This is a genomic window from Paenibacillus sp. FSL P4-0081 (genome assembly GCF_000758565.1).
GTDB lineage: Bacteria > Bacillota > Bacilli > Paenibacillales > Paenibacillaceae > Paenibacillus_AQ > Paenibacillus_AQ phytohabitans.
Window position 1 is genome coordinate 7,418,899 of the sequence record NZ_CP009280.1, and the last position, 19,031, is coordinate 7,437,929.

Genomic DNA, 19,031 nt, shown 5'->3' on the forward strand with positions numbered 1-19,031 from the left:
CCTGCACCCGGGAAGGCAAGCCTCAGGCTTGTCCGGCACTCCCGAAAATTCTCATCGTGCGCACAATATCCTGCTGCACTGCTTCCATAGCCCATCTGGATATGTCATGATAATAGCTTTTGTGCTGCTTCGCGCTGTTGGCCGCCAATTTCGCCTGGAGGGTATTCGCCACTTCATGCGCCATATTGGAATAATAGTTGAGCTTGCGGATGCCGCACTGTATGGAGGTGATATAGGCGGCTTCATCCAGTCCGGACCCGCCATGCATCACCAGCGGCAGGCCGGTAAGCTCTTTGATGAGCTTCAAACGCTCAAAATCCAGAACCGGTTCTGTCAGATAAACACCGTGCGCAGTCCCGTAAGCAACGGCGAGCGCATCGACATCGGTATGTTCAATAAAGGTTTGTGCTTCTTGGGGATTGGTGTAAACATCGTCCGGATCATATTCTTCTATTTCTTCCTCCGCTCCGCCGCCCTCCGGACGCAGAATCTTGCCAAGTTCGGCTTCTACGGAAACTCCGAGCGCCTTGGCGATTTTGCTGATTTCATTGGTCTGGCGGATATTCTCATCCAGCGGCAGATGCGCACCGTCGAACATCACCGACGAGAAGCCGAGCTGCATCGCCCGGATCAGAATTTCGTGATCCTGGCCGTGATCCAGGTGTACCGCAACGGGAACCTGCGCTTGCCTCGCAGCCGCCAGTATAATTGGAGCGATCACCTCCAGCGGAACAAGCGGAATATGCACTTCCGCAAAGGACAGAATGACCGGTGAGCGCGCCTCCTCGGCCCCGGCAATGATTCCCCGGATCATCTCCAAATTAATCACATTGTACGCGCCGACGGCATAACGCTTGGCTTCGGCATCCTTCATTAACTCTTTCAGGGTCACTAATGGCATTCTTCAGCATCTCCTATGGGTTCGACATGACGTTATTCACTGCTTGATACAGCCGTTTATATTTGGCGTAATTCTCGTCATAGTGCCTACGGTTCTCAGGGCGCGGATAGAAGGTAGTGCCCATTTTCACCAAACGGCGGGCAGCTTCTGCATAGGAAGGGAACACTCCCAGCGCCACCCCGGCCAGAATAACCGCTCCTAGAATACCCGCCTCTTCGATATCAAGGGCGATGACGGCCCTGTTCATGATGTCCGCCTTGATTTGCAGCCACAGGGCGGACTTGGCACCGCCGCCGCAGGCCTTTAGTTCTCTGATACGCATACCCGCTTGCTCCAGACAATCCAGATTGAGCCTCATCTCATAGGTGACGCCCTCCATCAAGGCTCTGTACAGTTCACCCTTCGTGGTGTTGAAATTCAAGCCCGCGATGACCCCAACCGCAGCCGGATTCATGTAAGGTGTGCCTGTGCCGGCAAAATGCGGCAGTACCAAAATGTCTGTAGGACCTTCTCCGGCGCTCTCGCCCATAATCTCATAGACACTCCGGCCGGACTCATCTGCCGCACATTTCTCTTCATAACCGAACTGGTCCCTGTACCACTTGAGCAGGGAGCCGCCGGTGAAATTAAAAGCATAGGTGGTATAACTCCCCTGGATATAAGGAACTAGCGCCAGCTTGCTGAGTGCAAGTGCTTGGTCATCGACCTGCATGGTATGGAAGACCGGCGTGATGCACTCTACGGTGCCAATGCCGTCTACGGCCGAGCCTTCTTCCGTGACTCCCGCGCCAATGGCAGCACATACCTGGTCATGTCCGCCGAGCACCAGCTGAAGGTGAGCAGGCAGCCCCAGCGCCTCAGCCGCTGCAGGTGAAATCCGGCCGAGCCGTGATCCAAGCTCCAGCGCCTGGGGAAATATCCCGCTCCTTAAGCCTGACGCCCGGATAATCTCCTCATCCCACTCAAGCCGGTGAACATCAAAGGCCATCGTTCTGGATGCCAGCGAATAGTCGATCACGGGTCCTGCACCCAGCTTGAAGAGAATAAATGATCCAAACGGCAGAAAGGTATGAAGCCGCTCATAAATGTCCGGCCGCTTTTCCCGATACCACATCAATTTGGAGAGGGTGTACATCGGATGGGGATGAAGACCCGTCTTGCCAATGATGTTCTCTTCTCCGATATGCTCCACCAAAACCTCCAGTTGCTCGCTTCCCCGCTTGTCAATATACAGCAGGCTGTTTCCAAGCACGCCGCCCCCGCTGTCGAGCAGAACGGCAGCCTCCCCAAAGGAAGAAACGGACAGTCCGGCAAGCATGGCAGGCGGTCGGTCATACTTAATCATTGCGGAACTGATCACAGCTTGAACCGCTTCCCACACCCGCTGCGGACTCAGCTCATAACAGCCGCTTTCCGGCGATTCCATGGGGTATTCCCTGTATGCCTGGGCCAGCACCTCACCCGTTGGAGCCATAATCAGGCATTTCGTTCCTGTTGACCCGATATCTAAGCCTATGAGATCGACGGCCATGTCCCCGATTCAGCCCCTTTCCCCATCCGGGACGTATTTCACACCGGCTAACCTATAGCGCTCAGAGATTATGTCTTGTTCCTCTATGCTCAGACCGCCTTCTTGGGTCACCTTAATTGTGGCAAAAGGCAGGCTCTCAGAAATCATGGAATAGCTGACTGCATCATCACATAAAAGCGAGCATTCCCCTGCTTCCGCACCGTACAGAACAGGCTCTATATTAAAAACGGTGTCGTCCCGGACACATAGAACGGGCTCTGCCCAAGGAATTAGCGCGCCCTGTTTGATATACAGAGGAACTTCATCCTCAGCAACCTGGCGGGTGATCCATTGTCCGCCGTTCAGCCACTCTCCGGTCAATCGTTCGTACCAGCGGCCTTGAGGCAGGTAGAGCTTACGTGTGTCACCGTTACCATAGACAACAGGAGCAGCCATAAGATCCTCTCCAACCATGAACTGGTCGAAGCAATCCAGCACCTCAGAGTCACCCGGGTAATCCATCACTAAGGGACGTATAGGCGGTACCCCCTGCTGACGGTATCTGCCAAATGCGGCATACAGGTAAGGAATCAGACTCATTCTGATTTGCAGAAGCTTCCTGCATTGCTGCGCCAGTTGCGGCCAATCCTCCAGCCATTCACCGGCATGGTTCTTGTCATGATCGAATTGCTTCCACGGCGGCGAAGGAATCATATAACAGTTAAGCACCGCCAGAGGCGAGAAAATCACAGCACCAATCCGGCGCAGCAGCTCTTCCCTCGTTGCTGTCTGGCGGACCTCCGGCGACCAGAGCAGACCTGAGAAGGACGCTGTGGCCAGCCCCCGTACGAAGTCTTCATGGTCGTAGAGGTCGCTGTACAGTACATAGGGATAGGGCGCCGCGAGCGCATGGGAAGCGCGCACCTGTCCATAGGTCCGGCGGTCCGCTGCCTTGAACGGGGCGAGCATCGTTTGCTGATAGAGCTGGCCGAACAAGCTGTGCATCTGCTCCCCGTCCGCGCCTCCCGGAAAACGGGCGAAATCGGGAAAACCCCAGTTGCCGATATAATCGCCGTTATCACATTCATCCAGCTTGAAGCCTGACAACCCCGCCTCGATGAAGGGCTGGTGGATGTCCGTGAAGGCTTTCCGGGCCTCAGCTTGGGTGAAATCCGGCACCAGACCGTCCCATACATAGCTGTCGGCCGAATAAGGCTTCAGCTCCGGGAAGACAGGACTATCAGGATGCACATAAGCATGTTCCCACAGATTAAGCCGGTACCCCATATCCTTCAGATCCTGGATCAGCCTTGTTTCATCCGGAAATCTGTTGCTGTCCCACACATAAGTACAGGAGTAGGCGTTCGTCTGCCAGCCGGGCTCCAGACCAAACATGTCGCAGGGCATCTCATCTTCCCTGATTTGCCGGGCTAACTGCAGGACATCTTCCTGATCCGCATGCCAGTCGGCGCGGTACATCACTCCCAATCCCCACATCGGAGGTAACGCCCCGCCGCCGCTGAACAGATTATAGCGGCTGACCGCGTCCTTCATATCCCCGCCGCAAAACACATAAATATCTACTCCTTGCGCCGCAGGGATATCCACCAGCATATTGCCGCTTCCCTTTTTCACTTCCCAGTGCCCCTTCTCGGTGCCTGCCGATTCGAAGCCTTCCAGATCCTGCCTGCTGCCAACTCTCTTGCACCCTCCGCTGAAAAAGGTCGCGTACCGGGCCGTATCCACCAGAATGGCATAACCGGCAGTACTTACATAAAAGGGAACCGGCGCATGGGAGTCGCCCAGATCCGCGGACGGGTCGGAATTCGTTCGCAGCTTCTTCTTGCTGCCGCTCTGTCTGAACGATTTAAGCTGTAAGCCCAAACCGTATACTTCCTCTTCCGGCTCCAAGGGAATCTCCAGCAATACGGAGCCCTGGCGCGGTTGAAATTGAATGTCCTCCCTTAGAAAGGGAAGCGGATGATCTTCAAGCGCATTCAGCGCTTCGAGACATATGACGGGCTTCAATACCGATACCGGTGTAAATTCTTCGGGTGTTCCGAAGGTCAGCTTAAAGATTCCACTGGCAATTTTCTGCATAATCCATTTCTCCTACTGTAAATAGTTTTTGGAACTATCCCTTCACGCTTCCCAGGACGAGACCAGACACGAAATAACGCTGTAAAAAAGGGTAGACGCACAAGATGGGCAACGTGGCCAGAATGATCTGCGCGCTCTTGGTCGTGCGCGGTGAGATGCTGGCCAGGAGTGCGGCGTCCTCAGACCTCACATTGCTGAAATCGAAGCTGACAATAATGGAGCGTAAATAGGTGGCGAGCGGATAGTTCTCGGTCTGGTTCATGAAGATCATTCCGTCAAACCAGCTATTCCAATGCCCTACCATAGCCAGCAGCAGAATGGTCGCAAAAGCAGGCAACGACAGCGGGAAATATAACCGCCACAGGATGGTCCAGTGTCCGGCTCCATCTATGCGGAAGGACTCATCCAGTTCCCGGGGCAGTCCTCTGAAGAAATTGATCATCAGAACGATGTTGAAGACCGCCAGGGCTGTCGGCAGAACCAGTACCATCATGGTATCCAGCATGTGGAGGGATTTCACCTGCATGTACAGGGGAACAATGCCTCCGCTGAACAGGATGGTGAACATGAAAAACCATACATAAAACGTCCGCATGCTGAAATCCCTGTTCTCCCTGGAAAGGGGATAAGCTGAAATAAAGGTAACCAGCATCTGCAGGGCGCTGCCCACAAGCACACGGATCACAGCCACGCCCAAGGATCTTAGAAATTCCGGACGGGTAGCGATAAATTTATAAGCGTCCAGTGAAAAGTCCGACGGAAAAAACCGTACCTTCCCCATCGCCACCGCCGAGGCGGAGCTGAAGGAAATGGCTAACGTATTGACAATCGGCGCAATGCAGAGGATTCCCAAGAGAATGAGAAACACTTTGTTGAATACTGCGAACACGGTGCTGCCGTTCAAACGGTATTTCACCCTTGCTCCCCCTTTCAAAAAATGCGGTAATCGGCAAACTTATAGGCCATATAATAGGAGACTGAAATAAGTACTCCAGACACCAGCGATTTAAACAGTCCTACGGCTGTCGCTACGCTGTACTGCGCCTGATTGAAGGCCAGCCGGTAGACCAGTGTATCCAGGATATCGCCGGAATCGACCACCAGCGGATTGAGCAGCATGAATACCTGTTCGAACCCGGCGTTCAGCACATTGCCCAGACTGAGAGTAGCCAGAAGAATGATCGTAGGACGAATGCCGGGCAGCGTAACATGCCAGATCTGCCGCCAGCGGCTGGCTCCGTCAATCATGGCTGCTTCATACAAATCCGGATTGATGGAGGTTAGCGCAGCCATATAGATAATCGTATTGAAGCCAAAGTTCTTCCACACTTCAGTAGTGACCAGTACGCCGGGGAACAGCCGGTTGCTGGACAGGAAGCCCACCGGCTCTCCGCCAAAGGCCTGGATGAGGCTGTTAATCACCCCCTCCAGACTGAGGACATCCAGAATGATGCCGCCGAGCACCACCCAGGACAGGAAATAAGGCAGGTACATCGCAGTTTGCAGCACCCGTTTCAGCTTCTGGCCGCGCATTTCGTTCAGCAGCAGCGCAACAACGATAGGCACAATCAATGAAAATACAATTTTCAAAATCGAAATATAGATCGTGTTATACATGACTTGCCCGAAGCGGGGCATGGAAATAATATATTGGAAATTGTCCATCCCGACCCATGGACCCGCAAGCCAGCCCTTGAACACGCTAAAGTTCTGGAAGGCCATCACAATCCCCATCATCGGGATATAGCAGAATAGAACAGCCAGTATAATTCCCGGTATCAAAAACAAATGGTACGGTAATTCATGTCTGAAGCGGCTCTTCAGGTGCAAAGCTCTCACAATAGGCTACCCCTTTCATCACAAGCTGGCGTTGATCTCGTCCAGAATCTGCTGGCCGCCCAGCTTGTGCCACTCGGATACGAAGGTATCGAAGGCGTCAATAGGCTCCGCACCCATGATGATCTTCGTGAAAATTTCACGTTCATAATCGCCCAGAATGCCCATTTTGTTCAGCATCGTTTCCGTGGTGCCTCCATAAGCCTGGGGAATCAGATGATCCGTGCCATAGCCCTCCACAATCGCTTTGAAGGCTTTGACCTGGTGATATTCCATATAGCCGGTCCCCTTGCCGTCCAGATAAGCTACGCTCGGTTCGTATTTCCCCGTCTCGGTCAGAGCCTGATCCAGCTTGCTGGGATCGCGCTTCTCGATGGCTTCGATCAGGTATTCCAAAGATTTCACGGTAGCATCATCGGTCGTAAGGGTCCGGGCCAGGGACAAGTGCCCCTGTTCCACAATGGTCTGCCCTTTTTCGAAAGCAAAGAATTTCTTGACCTCGGGATCATTCCGGTTCGGACCGTAAGCCATCTCGTTGTAATCATTCAATAATTGGACGAGAATTTCGGGATGCTTATAGTCTTTGTTCACCGCATAGTAACTCACCACGGTTGTGCCTACATTGGCAAATACATCCTCGCCGTCGGCGCTTGGAGCCGCCAGTGGAGTCCAGACCATATCCGGCTGGCCCTCCAGGCCCGTACCGTACATGTATACGTTCCAGCAGCGTCCATAGCTGATGCCGTATTTGCCGCCGCTGACCTCCTCCGTTACCTTCGTCGTATCCTTCATGCCAAACTCAGGATCAATCAGGCCGGCCTGATACATTTCTCTGAGCTTAGCCAAGGCATTCTTCATTTCAGGCTGCACGCTGCCGTAGGTGATCTTGCCGTCATCTCCTTTGAGCCAGCTCTGCGGATAGGCATGGTAGCCGTTGAAGAATCCGGTGGTGGAGGTAATCCCGTCGAATAGCCAGTTGCTGAATGCCAGCCCGCCGGTGTCGTCGATGCCGTTGCCGTCCGGGTCCTTTTCTTTGAAGGCCTTGGCCACCGCTATCACATCGTCGATGGTCTTCGGCACAGGCAGGTTCAGCTTATCCAGCCAGTCCTGCCGCACCCATAGCAGACTGGGTTCATAGATGACCGAGGTCGTGTAAGGCAAAGCCATGAGCTTGCCGTCAAAGGTAGCCGAATCCATTGCAAGGCCGCCGTCACCGGTGAGAATCTCCTTCGTCAAATCAGAAGCATGCTCCTCGAAAACATCGGTGAGATCCGCTGTCATACCGGCCTTCACCATGGTCTCCAGCTGGTTGGTGGAGGCTTCAATGACGATATCCGGGATTGAGCCCGAGGCAATAACGATATTCAACTTCTCATTGTATTCATTCTGCAGAGCTGTCCATTCGTGTATGACGTTCAGATTGAACTTGTCAGCATAATGCCGGTACCAGATGTTGTTCGCAAAATCATCCCCTGCGGGATACCCCCAGGTGGGCAGGGAATAACGGCCTACCCGCAGGTCAATGGGTTGCTTCGGATCGGCACTGGAGCTGGCAGTGTCTTTGGTATTGGTATTGGATGGTGAGCTGCAGGCTGTCAGGGCCAAAAGAACGGTACTAATAGATAAAGCGGCAATTTTTCTCATGATTTTGCTTCCCCCTCATATTCGGTTTCTGCATGATCTCTTTATTGCACAATCAGAGCCGGCTGGCCCCAGAAGGCCCTGTCATATCCGTAGTCGCCCAAAGAATCAGTGATCAGGGTGATGATGACCGAAGTTCCGGCATATTCGGCCAGCGGGATACTGAACGGCGTCCAGGCCCCGCCCGGCATGATATCCTGCGACCACTTTACCGTTCCGTTCACCGCTATGCGGAAGCCGGCGCCCTGGGAGTCATCCGATCCGTCCTTAATACCGGCGAATCCCTGCAGTACAGCCTGCGTGTCAGCGGGCAAATTCAAGGCATATTCAATATGCGTCTGCCCGTGCTGCGGCGGGTGGGCATCCAGCCCCTGCTTCTCAACGCCCAGTACAGAGCCGCTTCCCGGGAATCCGCCGAACGGAGACTGGGCTTGCCCTTCGCTTCCGTCCTCGAACACCAGGCTCGAATGATATGGAGCTCCGGGTAACGATAACGGCAGCTGCACAGGAGCAGACACGTTGTGAATCAGATACACCGTACCCGAGGCAGGTGCTGTAATTTCGTAGTGATTGTTACCTAGACTTACAGACGAGGCTGCTCCGTAGCTGGATTGCACCACAGTTAAGGGCAGCGGACTGTTCACCTTGAAGCTTACGCTGCGGTTGCCGCCGTAAGTTGCGACGGCTACCGTAGGTGCCACCCATACGGCAGAATCATTGTCCACCGTCACACCGGGATGCGTCTCCAGCCGGAGGGTCACTTCTTTGCCTGCTAATTCCGACAAATCCAGCTCCATGGCTGTAGGTGAGGCACTTCTGCTGAACTGCTCTTCACTCAGCACCGTACGGTCCCCAGGCGCTTCTGCCTTATCCCAAGCGGATACCTTGAAGGTGACACCGTCACTGCTCGCAACGTTCTGCTCGGAGCCCAGCTGTACACCGGCTTGAAAGCTCGCTGCCGCTGCTGCGGGCAGACTGATATCAAATTCCAGCCAGGTATGCCCGCCCTGCCACTGTCCTGCGTAAGGCGGATGGGCCAGGATCCGGTCGCCCCAGTGCTGCACAGTTCCTCCTCCGGGGAAGGAGTAGGAGAATCCGCCCGTGGTAGGGAACGGGGCAGCGGTTGTATGGACGGTACCGTCTCCCAGAACCTCTCCTGCTCTAACCGGTCCCTCGTAATTCAGCAGATCTATATCCCCGGACTGAAGCTTGTCGTCCATAACGATGGTGGTGTGGGTGGAGCGGCTGGACAGCCGTTTTAGCGCCACATCCTCCGGCCACTCATAGACATGGAATCCGTCGGGATCGCGGACCTGGTTCAAATACAGATACGTTTTGTCCGGGTCCAGCCCGAACAGCTTCTGTTCGTCATAGAGCAGCCACCCCGGAATGCTTCCCGGCAACGGATAGGTCTCTGCCCCGTACAAATAACGCATGATGTCGGTGCCCCCGCCGGAAGGGTTCCCGTCGTAGGCGGTCAGCTTCTCGCCATAGGAATCGCGCACATATTTGGCACTGCCGCCGTTTGCTGTCCTGAAAGCAAACAAAGTGGGATCTGACATGTTGCTGAAATCGGCTGTAGGCTGTGCGCTCTGGTACCAGCCCGCTTCATCCAGCAATTGTTCCATCAGCGGGGTAGGATTGGCGATCTGGCCCAGATTAGGTCTTGTGAGCATGGGAATGGCCCCGAGCCGGTTCTGAACGACCTTATGCCAGGCCATGAAATAATCCTCCGTGATTGGGTTCGCATGATCTGGATGACCGTAAATAGTCGTATACGGGGCAAAAATCGCTGAGCTGGCCGGAACCACCTGATTGATTTTGCTGTCATCCCACGTTCCGCTCGCGGAGAAGATGCCATAGGCATGGCGCTGCGCAAAGGACTCATACCGTGTCGTGATTTCGTTCAGGCTCTCCCCGCCCAAGGCGATATCCGGCAGCGCTTCTCTAAGCTCGCGGTGCAGGGCGATATTGCCTTGCATCATGTTGTTGCCGTCAATCAGGCCGTTGGCATCGTTATACATGAGCAGCGACTGGTCCAGGTGCAGCGCGTCCGGTCCGACCTCATTCACCAGGGCAGTCATCTTGTTAACGAAGAGTTCCCGCCACGCCTCCGCCGCCGGATTAATAACGGCAAATGAAATCTGTTCCGATCCTGCTGTATACTCCCAGCGCTTCCGCTCCAGCGTGAACGGATCCTTCACCTGATAGGGCTGCATCTGTGTGTAATTATCGTTGTTAAATGATGTTCCGAATATATTGACATACAGCATCACGCGGAATCCCAGCGCCTGGGCAGCGTCGATCCTGGCTGCGATATCCGGCTTCGGCTCATAATTGGGAAAATTCACATCATAGGGGTCCGCTCTCCAGCCGGGAACAACCAGCAGCGTCCGCTCCGCATCTACCCGCTGTGCAAGCTCCTCCAGCATCGGCTGGTCTTCCAGATCGGTCAGTACCGTGAATCCGATATCCTTGGCCCAATCCGGTGCCTTCGCGGAAGATTCAGCTAACCCGAAGGCGCCATCTGCCCACTCCCGGTACATCGCCGATCCTTTTGCCCAGTCACCGGCGTAGGCTTTAAGCCGCCAATCCGTGGAGACCGACTTGGTCGTTTGCTGAAACGGAGCGGGCGATTGCGTCTCTATTCCAACATAGAAGCTGCCGTTCTCATGCTTCACATGCAATGTTTTGAAGAAACCGGCATTGTCATCCGCATGAACCAGCAATCCGCCCTCTGCCCCCTGCACAAGAAACATCTGCGCCTCCCAGACATCGGGATAAGTGAACTGGGAGAAGCCATAGGCGGCGTCCGGTGATTCGGCAGTGAGCCGGATCCCGCCCAGTGCAGGAATAATCAGATCATACGTATCGGGGATAATGAATCCCCATTGCACGCCTGATATGCCTGGCTGCTCTGTCTGCGCATGTTGGCTGACGGTCAAGGTACCGTCATATTTACGGGCAACCGTCGTCTCCAGCTCAGCCAGCGAAGTGCCCGAGCCCCAGGTGTGTTCATAGGTGACATGCCCTCTCTTCGCTGAAACGGTGGAAGCTGCCGTATCATTCCACAGATTGTTCTGCGCCAGATGGCGGATACCGGTCAGCTTGCCTTCGTTGCCGCGGGCCAGATTTATCGTTCCATAGGTGAAGTCGATGGCGGCCGTGCCGGAATCAATCGTCACCTTCACATTAGCTGTATCTGCAAAACTAAGACCCGGCAGACTGCCACACAAAAGGATACACGCCACACATACCATCACTGTTCTTCTGACAACATTGATCATTACCTATCCCCTCTCTTCATCCGGATTGGAATGGACCTACATTGCAAACTGCCTGGTAATGAATTCCGCACTCCCCTCACTCACGAACAGCCCCATCCCTCCCTGCTGGAAATCATACAGCCGTGTGCTTAACGCAAGCTCCTCGTTCACATAGACTACGCATACCTGATCTTCCAGATATATGCTTAACGAGCAGGCGGTTCCGGGCAGCAATTGCAGCGGCCGCTCCATGCCGACGGCGTAGGGGACATCTCCCTTCCTCGGCCACTGGTCAACAACAATCCGGTTACGGCCCGGCTCCAGCCGGATCATATACCCCTGCCCGAAGTCCTGATCGGTCCGCAGTACAATGCCGCAGCCCCGGGTACCGGGAGCGAACGTTATCGTCGCCTCCAGCTTGCAGGCGCCGTCCGGTAATAACCCCGCATAGGCACCGGCGAAGGAATCGGTTGCCGTAACCGCGGCCGTGCTGCCGCTGAACTTCCAGCGTCCGAGCACTTCGGTGAAGGATAAAGCGCTTTCCTGATTAAACGCAGCATTCAGGGTATCCGGCACTTTTACAAGCAGCGCACCATCCGTGCCCTGTACGACTTCATGCACAACCAGATGTCCGCCCCATTGCCAGGTGCCCCCGTCATGCTCGCCTTCCCGCGTCGGGTTCCATCCGAATGCATAACGCCGCTCACCGTCGGTCCAGGTCTTGGCGGCATAGAATGCCCGGGTATCAAGTGCATCGTTCTCGGGCGCCAGCCAAGGCCCCTGCAGCGAGCGGCTCATCCGGTAATGCGTGACCGTGCGGTCCGAGAATGTCGAGTACAGAAGGTACCACCAGTCCCCCATCCGGAACAGGTCCGGGCATTCGTGAGTCGTATACAAGTAGGGAGCCCAGAACGGATCGCGTACCTCCCAGCTGGTCAAATCCTTGGAGGCGCATAGGGCAACGCAGCCGCGGCGACCCGCGGGGCCCTTCTTCAGCCGGGCGGCAAGGAGCATCCAATATTCCCCCGCCTCCTCGTTCCAGAACACAAACGGATCACGCCAGTCATGCTCCTCGTAGGCGTCCGTTGGTGCGTAGAAGGCATCCTCCGGCCGTTTTTTCCAATGTACAAAATCGCTGCTGACCGCATGCATCACTGCCTGCTGCGCCTTGCCCTCTGCCGGATAATGAAAATTGTTGCCGGTATAGAAAATATGATACAGTCCGTCTTTCTTCAGCACGCATCCCGTATAGATATACAGATCCTGCTCGGATACCGCGCCCCTCGGCAGAACCTCTCCGTATTCCTTGTAGTGAATGAAATCCCGGGTCCCCAGCAGAAACCAGGGCGTGCCTTCACCGTGTCCTTCCCTGTCGCGCCAATCTTTCAGATACAGCAGCTTGAACTCGCCGTCTTCATAGAACGGGATAACGTCGGCCAGCCAGCCGTCTTCAGGCTTGTAGAATAATTTGCTCATGCTGCTCGTTCACTCTCCTCCATACGGTTCATTAATTTCTTCCAGGATCGCTTTACCGCCAAGCCGGTTCCAATCCGTTACGAATCTATCGAATTCATCAATGGAAACCGCCCCCATAATAATTTTGGTGAAGGTTTCTTTCTCGAGTCTGTCCAGCATGGCCCACTTCTCTGTCATCGTAGGGGTCTGTCCGCCGAAGGCAGTCATCAGCAGCCGGTCGCCGCTATAGCGGTCCATGGTCGTCTCGAACCCGAAGTATTGATGGGCAACGGCCCAATTGTCCATATTCCCGGTTGTCAGGTAATCAAGGGTCGGCCCGTATTTGTCGGTTTCAGTGAGCGCATCCTTCAGCAGGCTTCCATCCTCGTTCCTGATGGCCTCGCGCAGTAACGACAACGACTCTGCCACATCCTCGTTGGATACACCGGATTGGACAAAGGACAGCCTGGAGGTGTTGATCCGTACGCCGGCTTCTTCCACGGTAATGAATTCGCCTTCGCCGCGTCTTGCGCCGTGAACCACCTCTTCATGCAGGTTCAGCATTTTCACCACAGCCTCCGGGTGCGGATAGCCTTTGCGCACTACGACATATCCGCTTGCCGAGAAACCTACGCTGGCCTTGGCCGGCACGCCATCCACTGAAGGTACTGCATACGGCTTCCACTCCATTCCGGGGTTTTGCCGTACCGCATCCAGGAATACATAGGGATTCCAGTTGGCGCCGAACGTCATGCCGAGCTTGTTCGCGGCGATATCCTCCACCACCTGGTCGCTGTCCTTGACACCGAATTCCCGGTCCAGCTGCCCGCTCCTGTACATCTCCTGAAGCTTGCCCAGCGCACGCTTCATCTCCGGCTGAATGGAACCGTACATCACTTGACCGTTCCCGTCCTTGATCCAGGTCTGCGGATAGGCGTGATACGCATTGAAGAATCCGGAAACCGAAGCAATGCCGCCATAGAGGTAATTATTGATGGCCAGGCCAAAGGTATCCTGCCGGTTGTTGCCGTCGGGATCTTGCCCCGTAAATGCATCGGCAATCGCAAACACCTCCTCCAGCGTTTTGGGCTCAGGCAGACCCAATTTGTCCAGCCAGTCCGTACGCACCCACAGCAGATTGGCTTCGTAGATCGGAGCATTGACGATGGGAATGGCCAGCAGTTTGCCGTTGAACGTGGCGGAAGCCAAGGCCGCGCCGCCGTCTCCCATCTGCAGTTTTTTGGTGCGGCTGGAAGCGTAGCGCTCGTAGACCGCGGTCAGATCTTCCAATTGATCCGCATCGGCCAGCTGTTTGAGCTGGCCTGCCGAGACGGAGAACATCTCCGGCAGACTGCCCAATGCGATCAGGACATTCAGCTTGCGGTTGTACTCGCCCGGCAAGGCGGTCCAATCGTGTTCAATTTCGATGCCCAGCAGGCTGCGGTACTCCCGGTACCAGATATTATCTTCAATGCTGTCACCGCCGGGATACGTCCAGGTCTGATCAACCGGACGCGCGATATGAAGCTGAATCGGCGGATCGTATTTTCCAAACGGGTAGGCTTCATGTTCCGCAGAGTTCAAGCTTCTGTCCGTTCCGGGACTGCCAGCGCTCAGCAGAAGCGACAGAACGATTCCGTAAGACGTCAAGACTGCCAATCTCTTTCCCTTCACTTCTTATCCCCCCTAAATCTTGGTGGGTCTTTCGTGAAAGTTCGCCTTATTTAGCATTATTATAGGCTCGCTTCCCCTAACCCCTCTACTCGCCGATTTTCACTTTTGATTATCCGATTTGGATAAGGTATGCCGCTCTCTGTATTCCTGGGGAGTAATGCCGGTCTCCTTCTTGAAAAAGCGGTAGAAGGATTGCTCCGTCATAAAGCCGACCGCTTTCGAAATGTCCTGCACAATCAGACTGCCACCCTCCAGCAGCTTCTGGGCTTCCGCCAACCGGGAGGAAGCCACGTAATCCGGCAACGACTGGCCCGTTAAACGCTTATACAACCGGGTCAAGTAATACGGATTGTAGCCGACGACATCACCGATCCGGGTCAGTGAGAGATCGCCGGCCAAATGGTGCTCCACGTACAACCGGACGCGGGTAATCAAATCATGCTCGCGGTAGACCTGGTCATCTTGCTTTTGTTCAAACAGCCGCATGGCCAGCGCCGACAAATAATCTTCCGCGCTCTCCCAAGAAGGGTGGGCCTCATATCTTGTAAGCTTGTCCAAATCAATGGACTCTCCGATGACCTCATGCAGTTCCCAGCGGTTCATATAAGACAGCAACAAACACATGAGCGAATAGTAGATCTCCAGCTTCAGCCGGTTGTCGGTGCCACGCGCAGGGGAGGCCAACACTGCCAGCTTGCCGAATTCGAGAAAAAAATGCTCCTGCTGTCCGTTGTCCAAATAAGCCGCCATGGCTCCCAGCTTCCCCAATTGGCTGCTAATTTCATGATTGTGCAGCTCTGCCTGCTGCGCCTCATCTCCAGCTTCCTTGCGCTGTTCGATCAGAACAAGCTCCTTGCCCATGCCGAGTCCCCGTCCCAGCAGCGCCTTCAGGGTGCTGAACTGCCGGGGCGCCTCCTCCCAGGGGCGAAATGCTGCACCGGCCGAGAACGACAGCCGCAGCTTCAGCAGCCGCTTGCAGCTCATGGCGATCGTCTCAAGCGTCCCATGGATGAACCGGAGCGCCCGCTCCCTGTCCTCCGGAGCATCTGCCATAGGCTGCAGCAGCCACAGCAGCTTGTTCTTCTCATAACGCAGACTGAGGCAGCGCACGGAGGGGAGCCAATATTCTTCGGCAATATTCCGGATAGCGTACAGCATCAGCTCCCTCTCTGCTACACTAAGCTCGTCCCGCCAATCGTCCACGCGCCCGATGGCGAGCATTACGCCGCATCCGGCATCCAGCGGGCATTCCAGCTCCTGGAATTTATGTGCAAGCTGGCTTACGAGCGGGCTGTCCCCCTGCAACAGCTCCAGCAAATAATCGCCCAGCAGCAGGGGACGGACAAGCTGGAGCTGCCGGTGTGCCCGCTCGATCAGCTCCTCTGCTTCCACCGCCGCATATAGCTGCGCAGCGGCCTGCTCCACAGCGTGAAGAATCGCTTCCTCACCTTCTGTCTTTAACAGGTAGTCCACCCCGCCGCCACGCATGACTTGCTGTATATAATCAAATTCGTTATATCCGCTCAAAAAAATAATTTTGCACCACGGCCAGTGGCGTCTGATTTCCTGCTGCAGCTCAAGCCCGTCCATTCCCGGCATACGGATATCGGACAATACAATATCGAACTTCATCTTTCCGAGCTGCTCCAGTGCCTCCGCAGCGGAATAAGCACCGTATACCTCCAGCTCCAGCTTGTCCCAGTGCCCGAACAGATCAAGCAGGTTCCGTACAATCCACCGTTCATTATCGACAATCAGCAGTCTGATCATGGCTGTCTCCCTTCTTCCCGTCTTATCATCAGCAGCACCTTCAATCCGCCCAGCCCGCTGCGTGACACCTCAATTCCGAACGCCGGACCATAGTTCAACTGAAGCCGGCGGTGCACATTGAGTATTCCTGTCGTCTCCATAGCTTCTTCAGCAAGAGCCAGCGTTCTGCGCAGCGCATTCAGCTGTTCATCGTCCAGCGATTCGCCGTTGTCTTCCACCCCGATGACAAGCCGGTCCGCCCCTTCCTCCCGGAAGGTTACCCGCAGCATCCCTTCTGCCAGCTTGTTCTCCAGCCCGTGGGCATAAGCATTCTCAATTAATGGCTGGACAATGAGCCGAGGCACCATAGAAGTCTCCCACCCTTGCGGTATGGGCTCCAGTTCGGCTGTAACTGTACCGGCAAAGCGTATATTCTGAATCTCCACATAAGACCATGCGTGCTTCATCTCTGCAAGCAGACTGACCTGTTCTGCTCCACTACGTGTAATAAACTGAAAATAGCCGCTGAGATGGTGAAGCATCCGCTCGGCTACTTCATGTTCCCTCATACGAACGAGACCCTGCAGAATGAAGAAGGTGTTGTAAAAAAAATGGGGGTTAATCTGCGATTGCAATTGCTTAAGCTCGGATTGCTGGGATCTGATCTGCTGCTCATACACCTCATGAATCAACTCCTGAATCCGCTCCAGCATATGGTTGAAGTGGTTATATACATAATTGAATTCATCCTGATTGCCGTGATAGAGCCTGACACTCAGATCACCCATCTCCACTCTCCGGAAGGAAGTAATCAGCCGCCTCATCGGCTTATGAATAAACCTGTATATCCAGTAAGAGAAAACTACGGCGAGCAGCAAAGCGACCAGCGACTCTCCCCAAATCCAGTTGCGATGCTTGTTCAGCGGCTCCAGCACCGTTTCCGCAGGAACAAACACGGCCAAAGTCGTTCCCAGCAGCGGTGAATATTCACTGGCTCCAAAATAGTCAACGCCTGCCGACTCCAGCCGGTATTGGCCGGACTCGCCGCTGTCGTTGAGCAACTCCCCGCGGGGAGCTTCCCCGAACGCAGCCAGCAGCGAGTCCTCCACACCGGAGGCAATCTGCCACTGACCGCCAGTGTCCATCCATACAGCTCCGCCGCCCTCCCCCTCGGCCATGCTGGAGAGTGAGCGGAGAATCTCCGGGCGTGACAGCTGAATTTCGATGGCCAGCACAGGCGGCCGGCCGGCATACACGGCATCGGGATACACGCCGCTCATCAGCAGCTTCTCGCCCATACCGAAGATCGGCGATTTCATGTGAGCCGGGTTCAGAATGTCCTCCAGTTCTTCAAGCGGCATCTCACTGTCGAAATTGTTGGCATTAATGCTCCGGTCCAGGGAAGGAATATACAGCTTAACGTTCTCCACGAACGGGCTGGAGCTTTTGAGCAAATATAATTTGCTCTTGGCGGATAACAAGGCGCGGGTCCGTTCATAATCGTTCAACTGGTTCGGAACCGTCGCCAGCAAGAGCAAATCATCGTCATTGACATACTCCAGCTTCAGCCGCGTCAGCCGTGTCAGCTCTGTCTCCAGCGAAGTCAGATAGAAGTGGACACGGCTGGCCATGGATTCCGAGATTTGCTTCTGGACAACCTCCTGTCCGGATTGATTCATGACTAGACCCCACAGGTAGAGCGGAATAATGACAAGCAAGAAAGCCATAACAAGTTTGGGATAAATTGAAAGCGTTCTCATAAATCTGATCAACAGCATCTCTCTCCTTCCACAAGCCTCCCCTGTAGTCCCATCATACCTCTGCAGCAGGCCCTTAAACAATAATAAAGAGAGGCGGTTAGCCTCTCACATTTCAAGCAGAAATTGTATGGTTTTGTCCTCGAAGCCCGGCAGCCGCTCATGGATGAAATCGGGATAGATCTCCAGTTTCTTCTCGCAGCGGAGGCGGTTATAGGCGGCGAATTGCGTCGAAGGCGGACACACCGTATCCAGTAATCCTACCCCCATCATCACTTTCCCGCTGATCCGGTCCGCCAGGTGTTGAACATCAATATAGCCGAGCCGTTCAAAAATCTCATCCTCCCGCAGGTGCTGGGGATCGCGGTGACGGAAAAACGTCCGCAGTTCCTCGTAAGCATCTCTGGCCAGGTCCATTTCCCATACCCTTTTATAATCACACAGGAACGGGACACTTGGCGCAGCCCGGTTGATCCGCGGCTCAAGCGCCGCACAGGCCAGCGCCAGCCCCCCTCCCTGCGATCCGCCGATTGCACCGACGCGGGCGGCATCCACTTCCGGCATGTCCATTACAATTCCAGCGAGCTGTGCCGCATCAAGATAGATCTGCCGGAACAGCAGCCGTTCGGGCGCATCATCCAGTCCGCGGATCAGGTGCCCTTTATGTGTGGTTCCTTTGACCCCGCCAACATCTTCGGACAGTCCTCCCTGGCCTCTGCAATCCAATGTGGCTATAGTAAAGCCCAAGGAAGCATAGATTAGCTTGTCGGCCCAGTCATCCGAATGATGGGCGTACCCGTGGAACTGCACTACCGCCGGGTGCGGACCTGCAACATGCTTCGGCTTGACCAGCTTCGCATGGATACGCGCTCCGCCTGTCCCCGTGAAATACAAATGGAAGCATTCGGCGAACGGAACCTGAAACCCGCTTCTCACCAGTTCAACACGGGCATCCGTATTTCTCATCTCTTGCAGTGCTTGTTCCCAGTAAGCCTCGAAGTTGGCCGGACGGGGATTACGTCCCTCATACGTTAATAATTGTTCTAACGGCATATCGACTAGCGGCATTAATAAGCACCTCCGTCTCTCTTGGTTTGTGTGTCCTATATCAAATACAGTACAATGTTGCCAGCAACGCAGAA

At 54.8% G+C, this 19,031-nt stretch carries 12 protein-coding genes; all 12 read right to left on the reverse strand.

Going from position 1 to position 19,031, the window contains the following annotated elements:
* Positions 1–22: 22 nt before the first annotated feature.
* Positions 23–901: a class II fructose-bisphosphate aldolase gene (locus P40081_RS31485; protein WP_039303072.1), complete on the reverse strand. Its 879-nt coding sequence runs from the start codon at positions 899–901 to the stop codon at positions 23–25.
* Between the two features lie 13 nt (positions 902–914).
* Complete coding sequence (locus tag P40081_RS31490; RefSeq protein WP_042139986.1) at positions 915–2,432, reverse strand: FGGY-family carbohydrate kinase; 1,518 nt, start codon at positions 2,430–2,432, stop codon at positions 915–917.
* A 9-nt stretch (positions 2,433–2,441) separates the two neighbouring features.
* A complete protein-coding gene (locus P40081_RS31495) occupies positions 2,442–4,511 on the reverse strand; it encodes a TIM-barrel domain-containing protein (RefSeq protein WP_042139987.1) in 2,070 nt (689 codons plus the stop codon).
* Between the two features lie 34 nt (positions 4,512–4,545).
* Entirely contained in the window at positions 4,546–5,427 is an 882-nt protein-coding gene (locus tag P40081_RS31500; RefSeq protein ID WP_042139988.1) for a carbohydrate ABC transporter permease, read from the reverse strand.
* Between the two features lie 14 nt (positions 5,428–5,441).
* On the reverse strand, positions 5,442–6,350 hold the full coding sequence (locus P40081_RS31505; protein ID WP_442950218.1) for an ABC transporter permease: 909 nt from the start codon (positions 6,348–6,350) through the stop codon (positions 5,442–5,444).
* A gap of 18 nt (positions 6,351–6,368) precedes the next feature.
* On the reverse strand, positions 6,369–7,991 hold the full coding sequence (locus P40081_RS31510; RefSeq protein ID WP_042139989.1) for an extracellular solute-binding protein: 1,623 nt from the start codon (positions 7,989–7,991) through the stop codon (positions 6,369–6,371).
* A gap of 41 nt (positions 7,992–8,032) precedes the next feature.
* Positions 8,033–11,275: a DUF6259 domain-containing protein gene (locus P40081_RS31515; protein ID WP_042139990.1), complete on the reverse strand. Its 3,243-nt coding sequence runs from the start codon at positions 11,273–11,275 to the stop codon at positions 8,033–8,035.
* A gap of 36 nt (positions 11,276–11,311) precedes the next feature.
* A complete protein-coding gene (locus tag P40081_RS31520; RefSeq protein ID WP_042139991.1) occupies positions 11,312–12,730 on the reverse strand; it encodes a family 43 glycosylhydrolase in 1,419 nt (472 codons plus the stop codon).
* 9 nt (positions 12,731–12,739) lie between these two features.
* Positions 12,740–14,383, reverse strand: coding sequence for an extracellular solute-binding protein (locus tag P40081_RS31525; RefSeq protein WP_042139992.1), 1,644 nt, complete (start codon positions 14,381–14,383; stop codon positions 12,740–12,742).
* Between the two features lie 99 nt (positions 14,384–14,482).
* On the reverse strand, positions 14,483–16,153 hold the full coding sequence (locus P40081_RS31530) for a response regulator (RefSeq protein ID WP_042139993.1): 1,671 nt from the start codon (positions 16,151–16,153) through the stop codon (positions 14,483–14,485).
* Entirely contained in the window at positions 16,150–17,811 is a 1,662-nt protein-coding gene (locus P40081_RS31535) for a sensor histidine kinase (protein ID WP_197074305.1), read from the reverse strand. The genes P40081_RS31530 and P40081_RS31535 overlap by 4 nt, the downstream gene beginning before the upstream one ends.
* A gap of 186 nt (positions 17,812–17,997) precedes the next feature.
* A complete protein-coding gene (locus P40081_RS31540; RefSeq protein ID WP_042139994.1) occupies positions 17,998–18,957 on the reverse strand; it encodes an acetylxylan esterase in 960 nt (319 codons plus the stop codon).
* Positions 18,958–19,031: the final 74 nt, after the last annotated feature.

Excerpts from the sequence above, each read along its gene's own strand:
- P40081_RS31485 (WP_039303072.1), bottom strand. The coding sequence starts at position 901 with ATGCCATTAGTGACCCTGAAAGAGTTAATGAAGGATGCCGAAGCCAAG.
- P40081_RS31495 (WP_042139987.1), bottom strand. The coding sequence starts at position 4,511 with ATGCAGAAAATTGCCAGTGGAATCTTTAAGCTGACCTTCGGAACACCC.
- P40081_RS31510 (WP_042139989.1), bottom strand. The coding sequence starts at position 7,991 with ATGAGAAAAATTGCCGCTTTATCTATTAGTACCGTTCTTTTGGCCCTG.
- P40081_RS31530 (WP_042139993.1), bottom strand. The coding sequence starts at position 16,153 with ATGATCAGACTGCTGATTGTCGATAATGAACGGTGGATTGTACGGAAC.
- P40081_RS31540 (WP_042139994.1), bottom strand. The coding sequence starts at position 18,957 with ATGCCGCTAGTCGATATGCCGTTAGAACAATTATTAACGTATGAGGGA.
- P40081_RS31520 (WP_042139991.1), bottom strand. The coding sequence starts at position 12,730 with ATGAGCAAATTATTCTACAAGCCTGAAGACGGCTGGCTGGCCGACGTT.
- P40081_RS31515 (WP_042139990.1), bottom strand. The coding sequence starts at position 11,275 with ATGATCAATGTTGTCAGAAGAACAGTGATGGTATGTGTGGCGTGTATC.
- P40081_RS31490 (WP_042139986.1), bottom strand. The coding sequence starts at position 2,432 with ATGGCCGTCGATCTCATAGGCTTAGATATCGGGTCAACAGGAACGAAA.
- P40081_RS31535 (WP_197074305.1), bottom strand. The coding sequence starts at position 17,811 with ATGAATCAATCCGGACAGGAGGTTGTCCAGAAGCAAATCTCGGAATCC.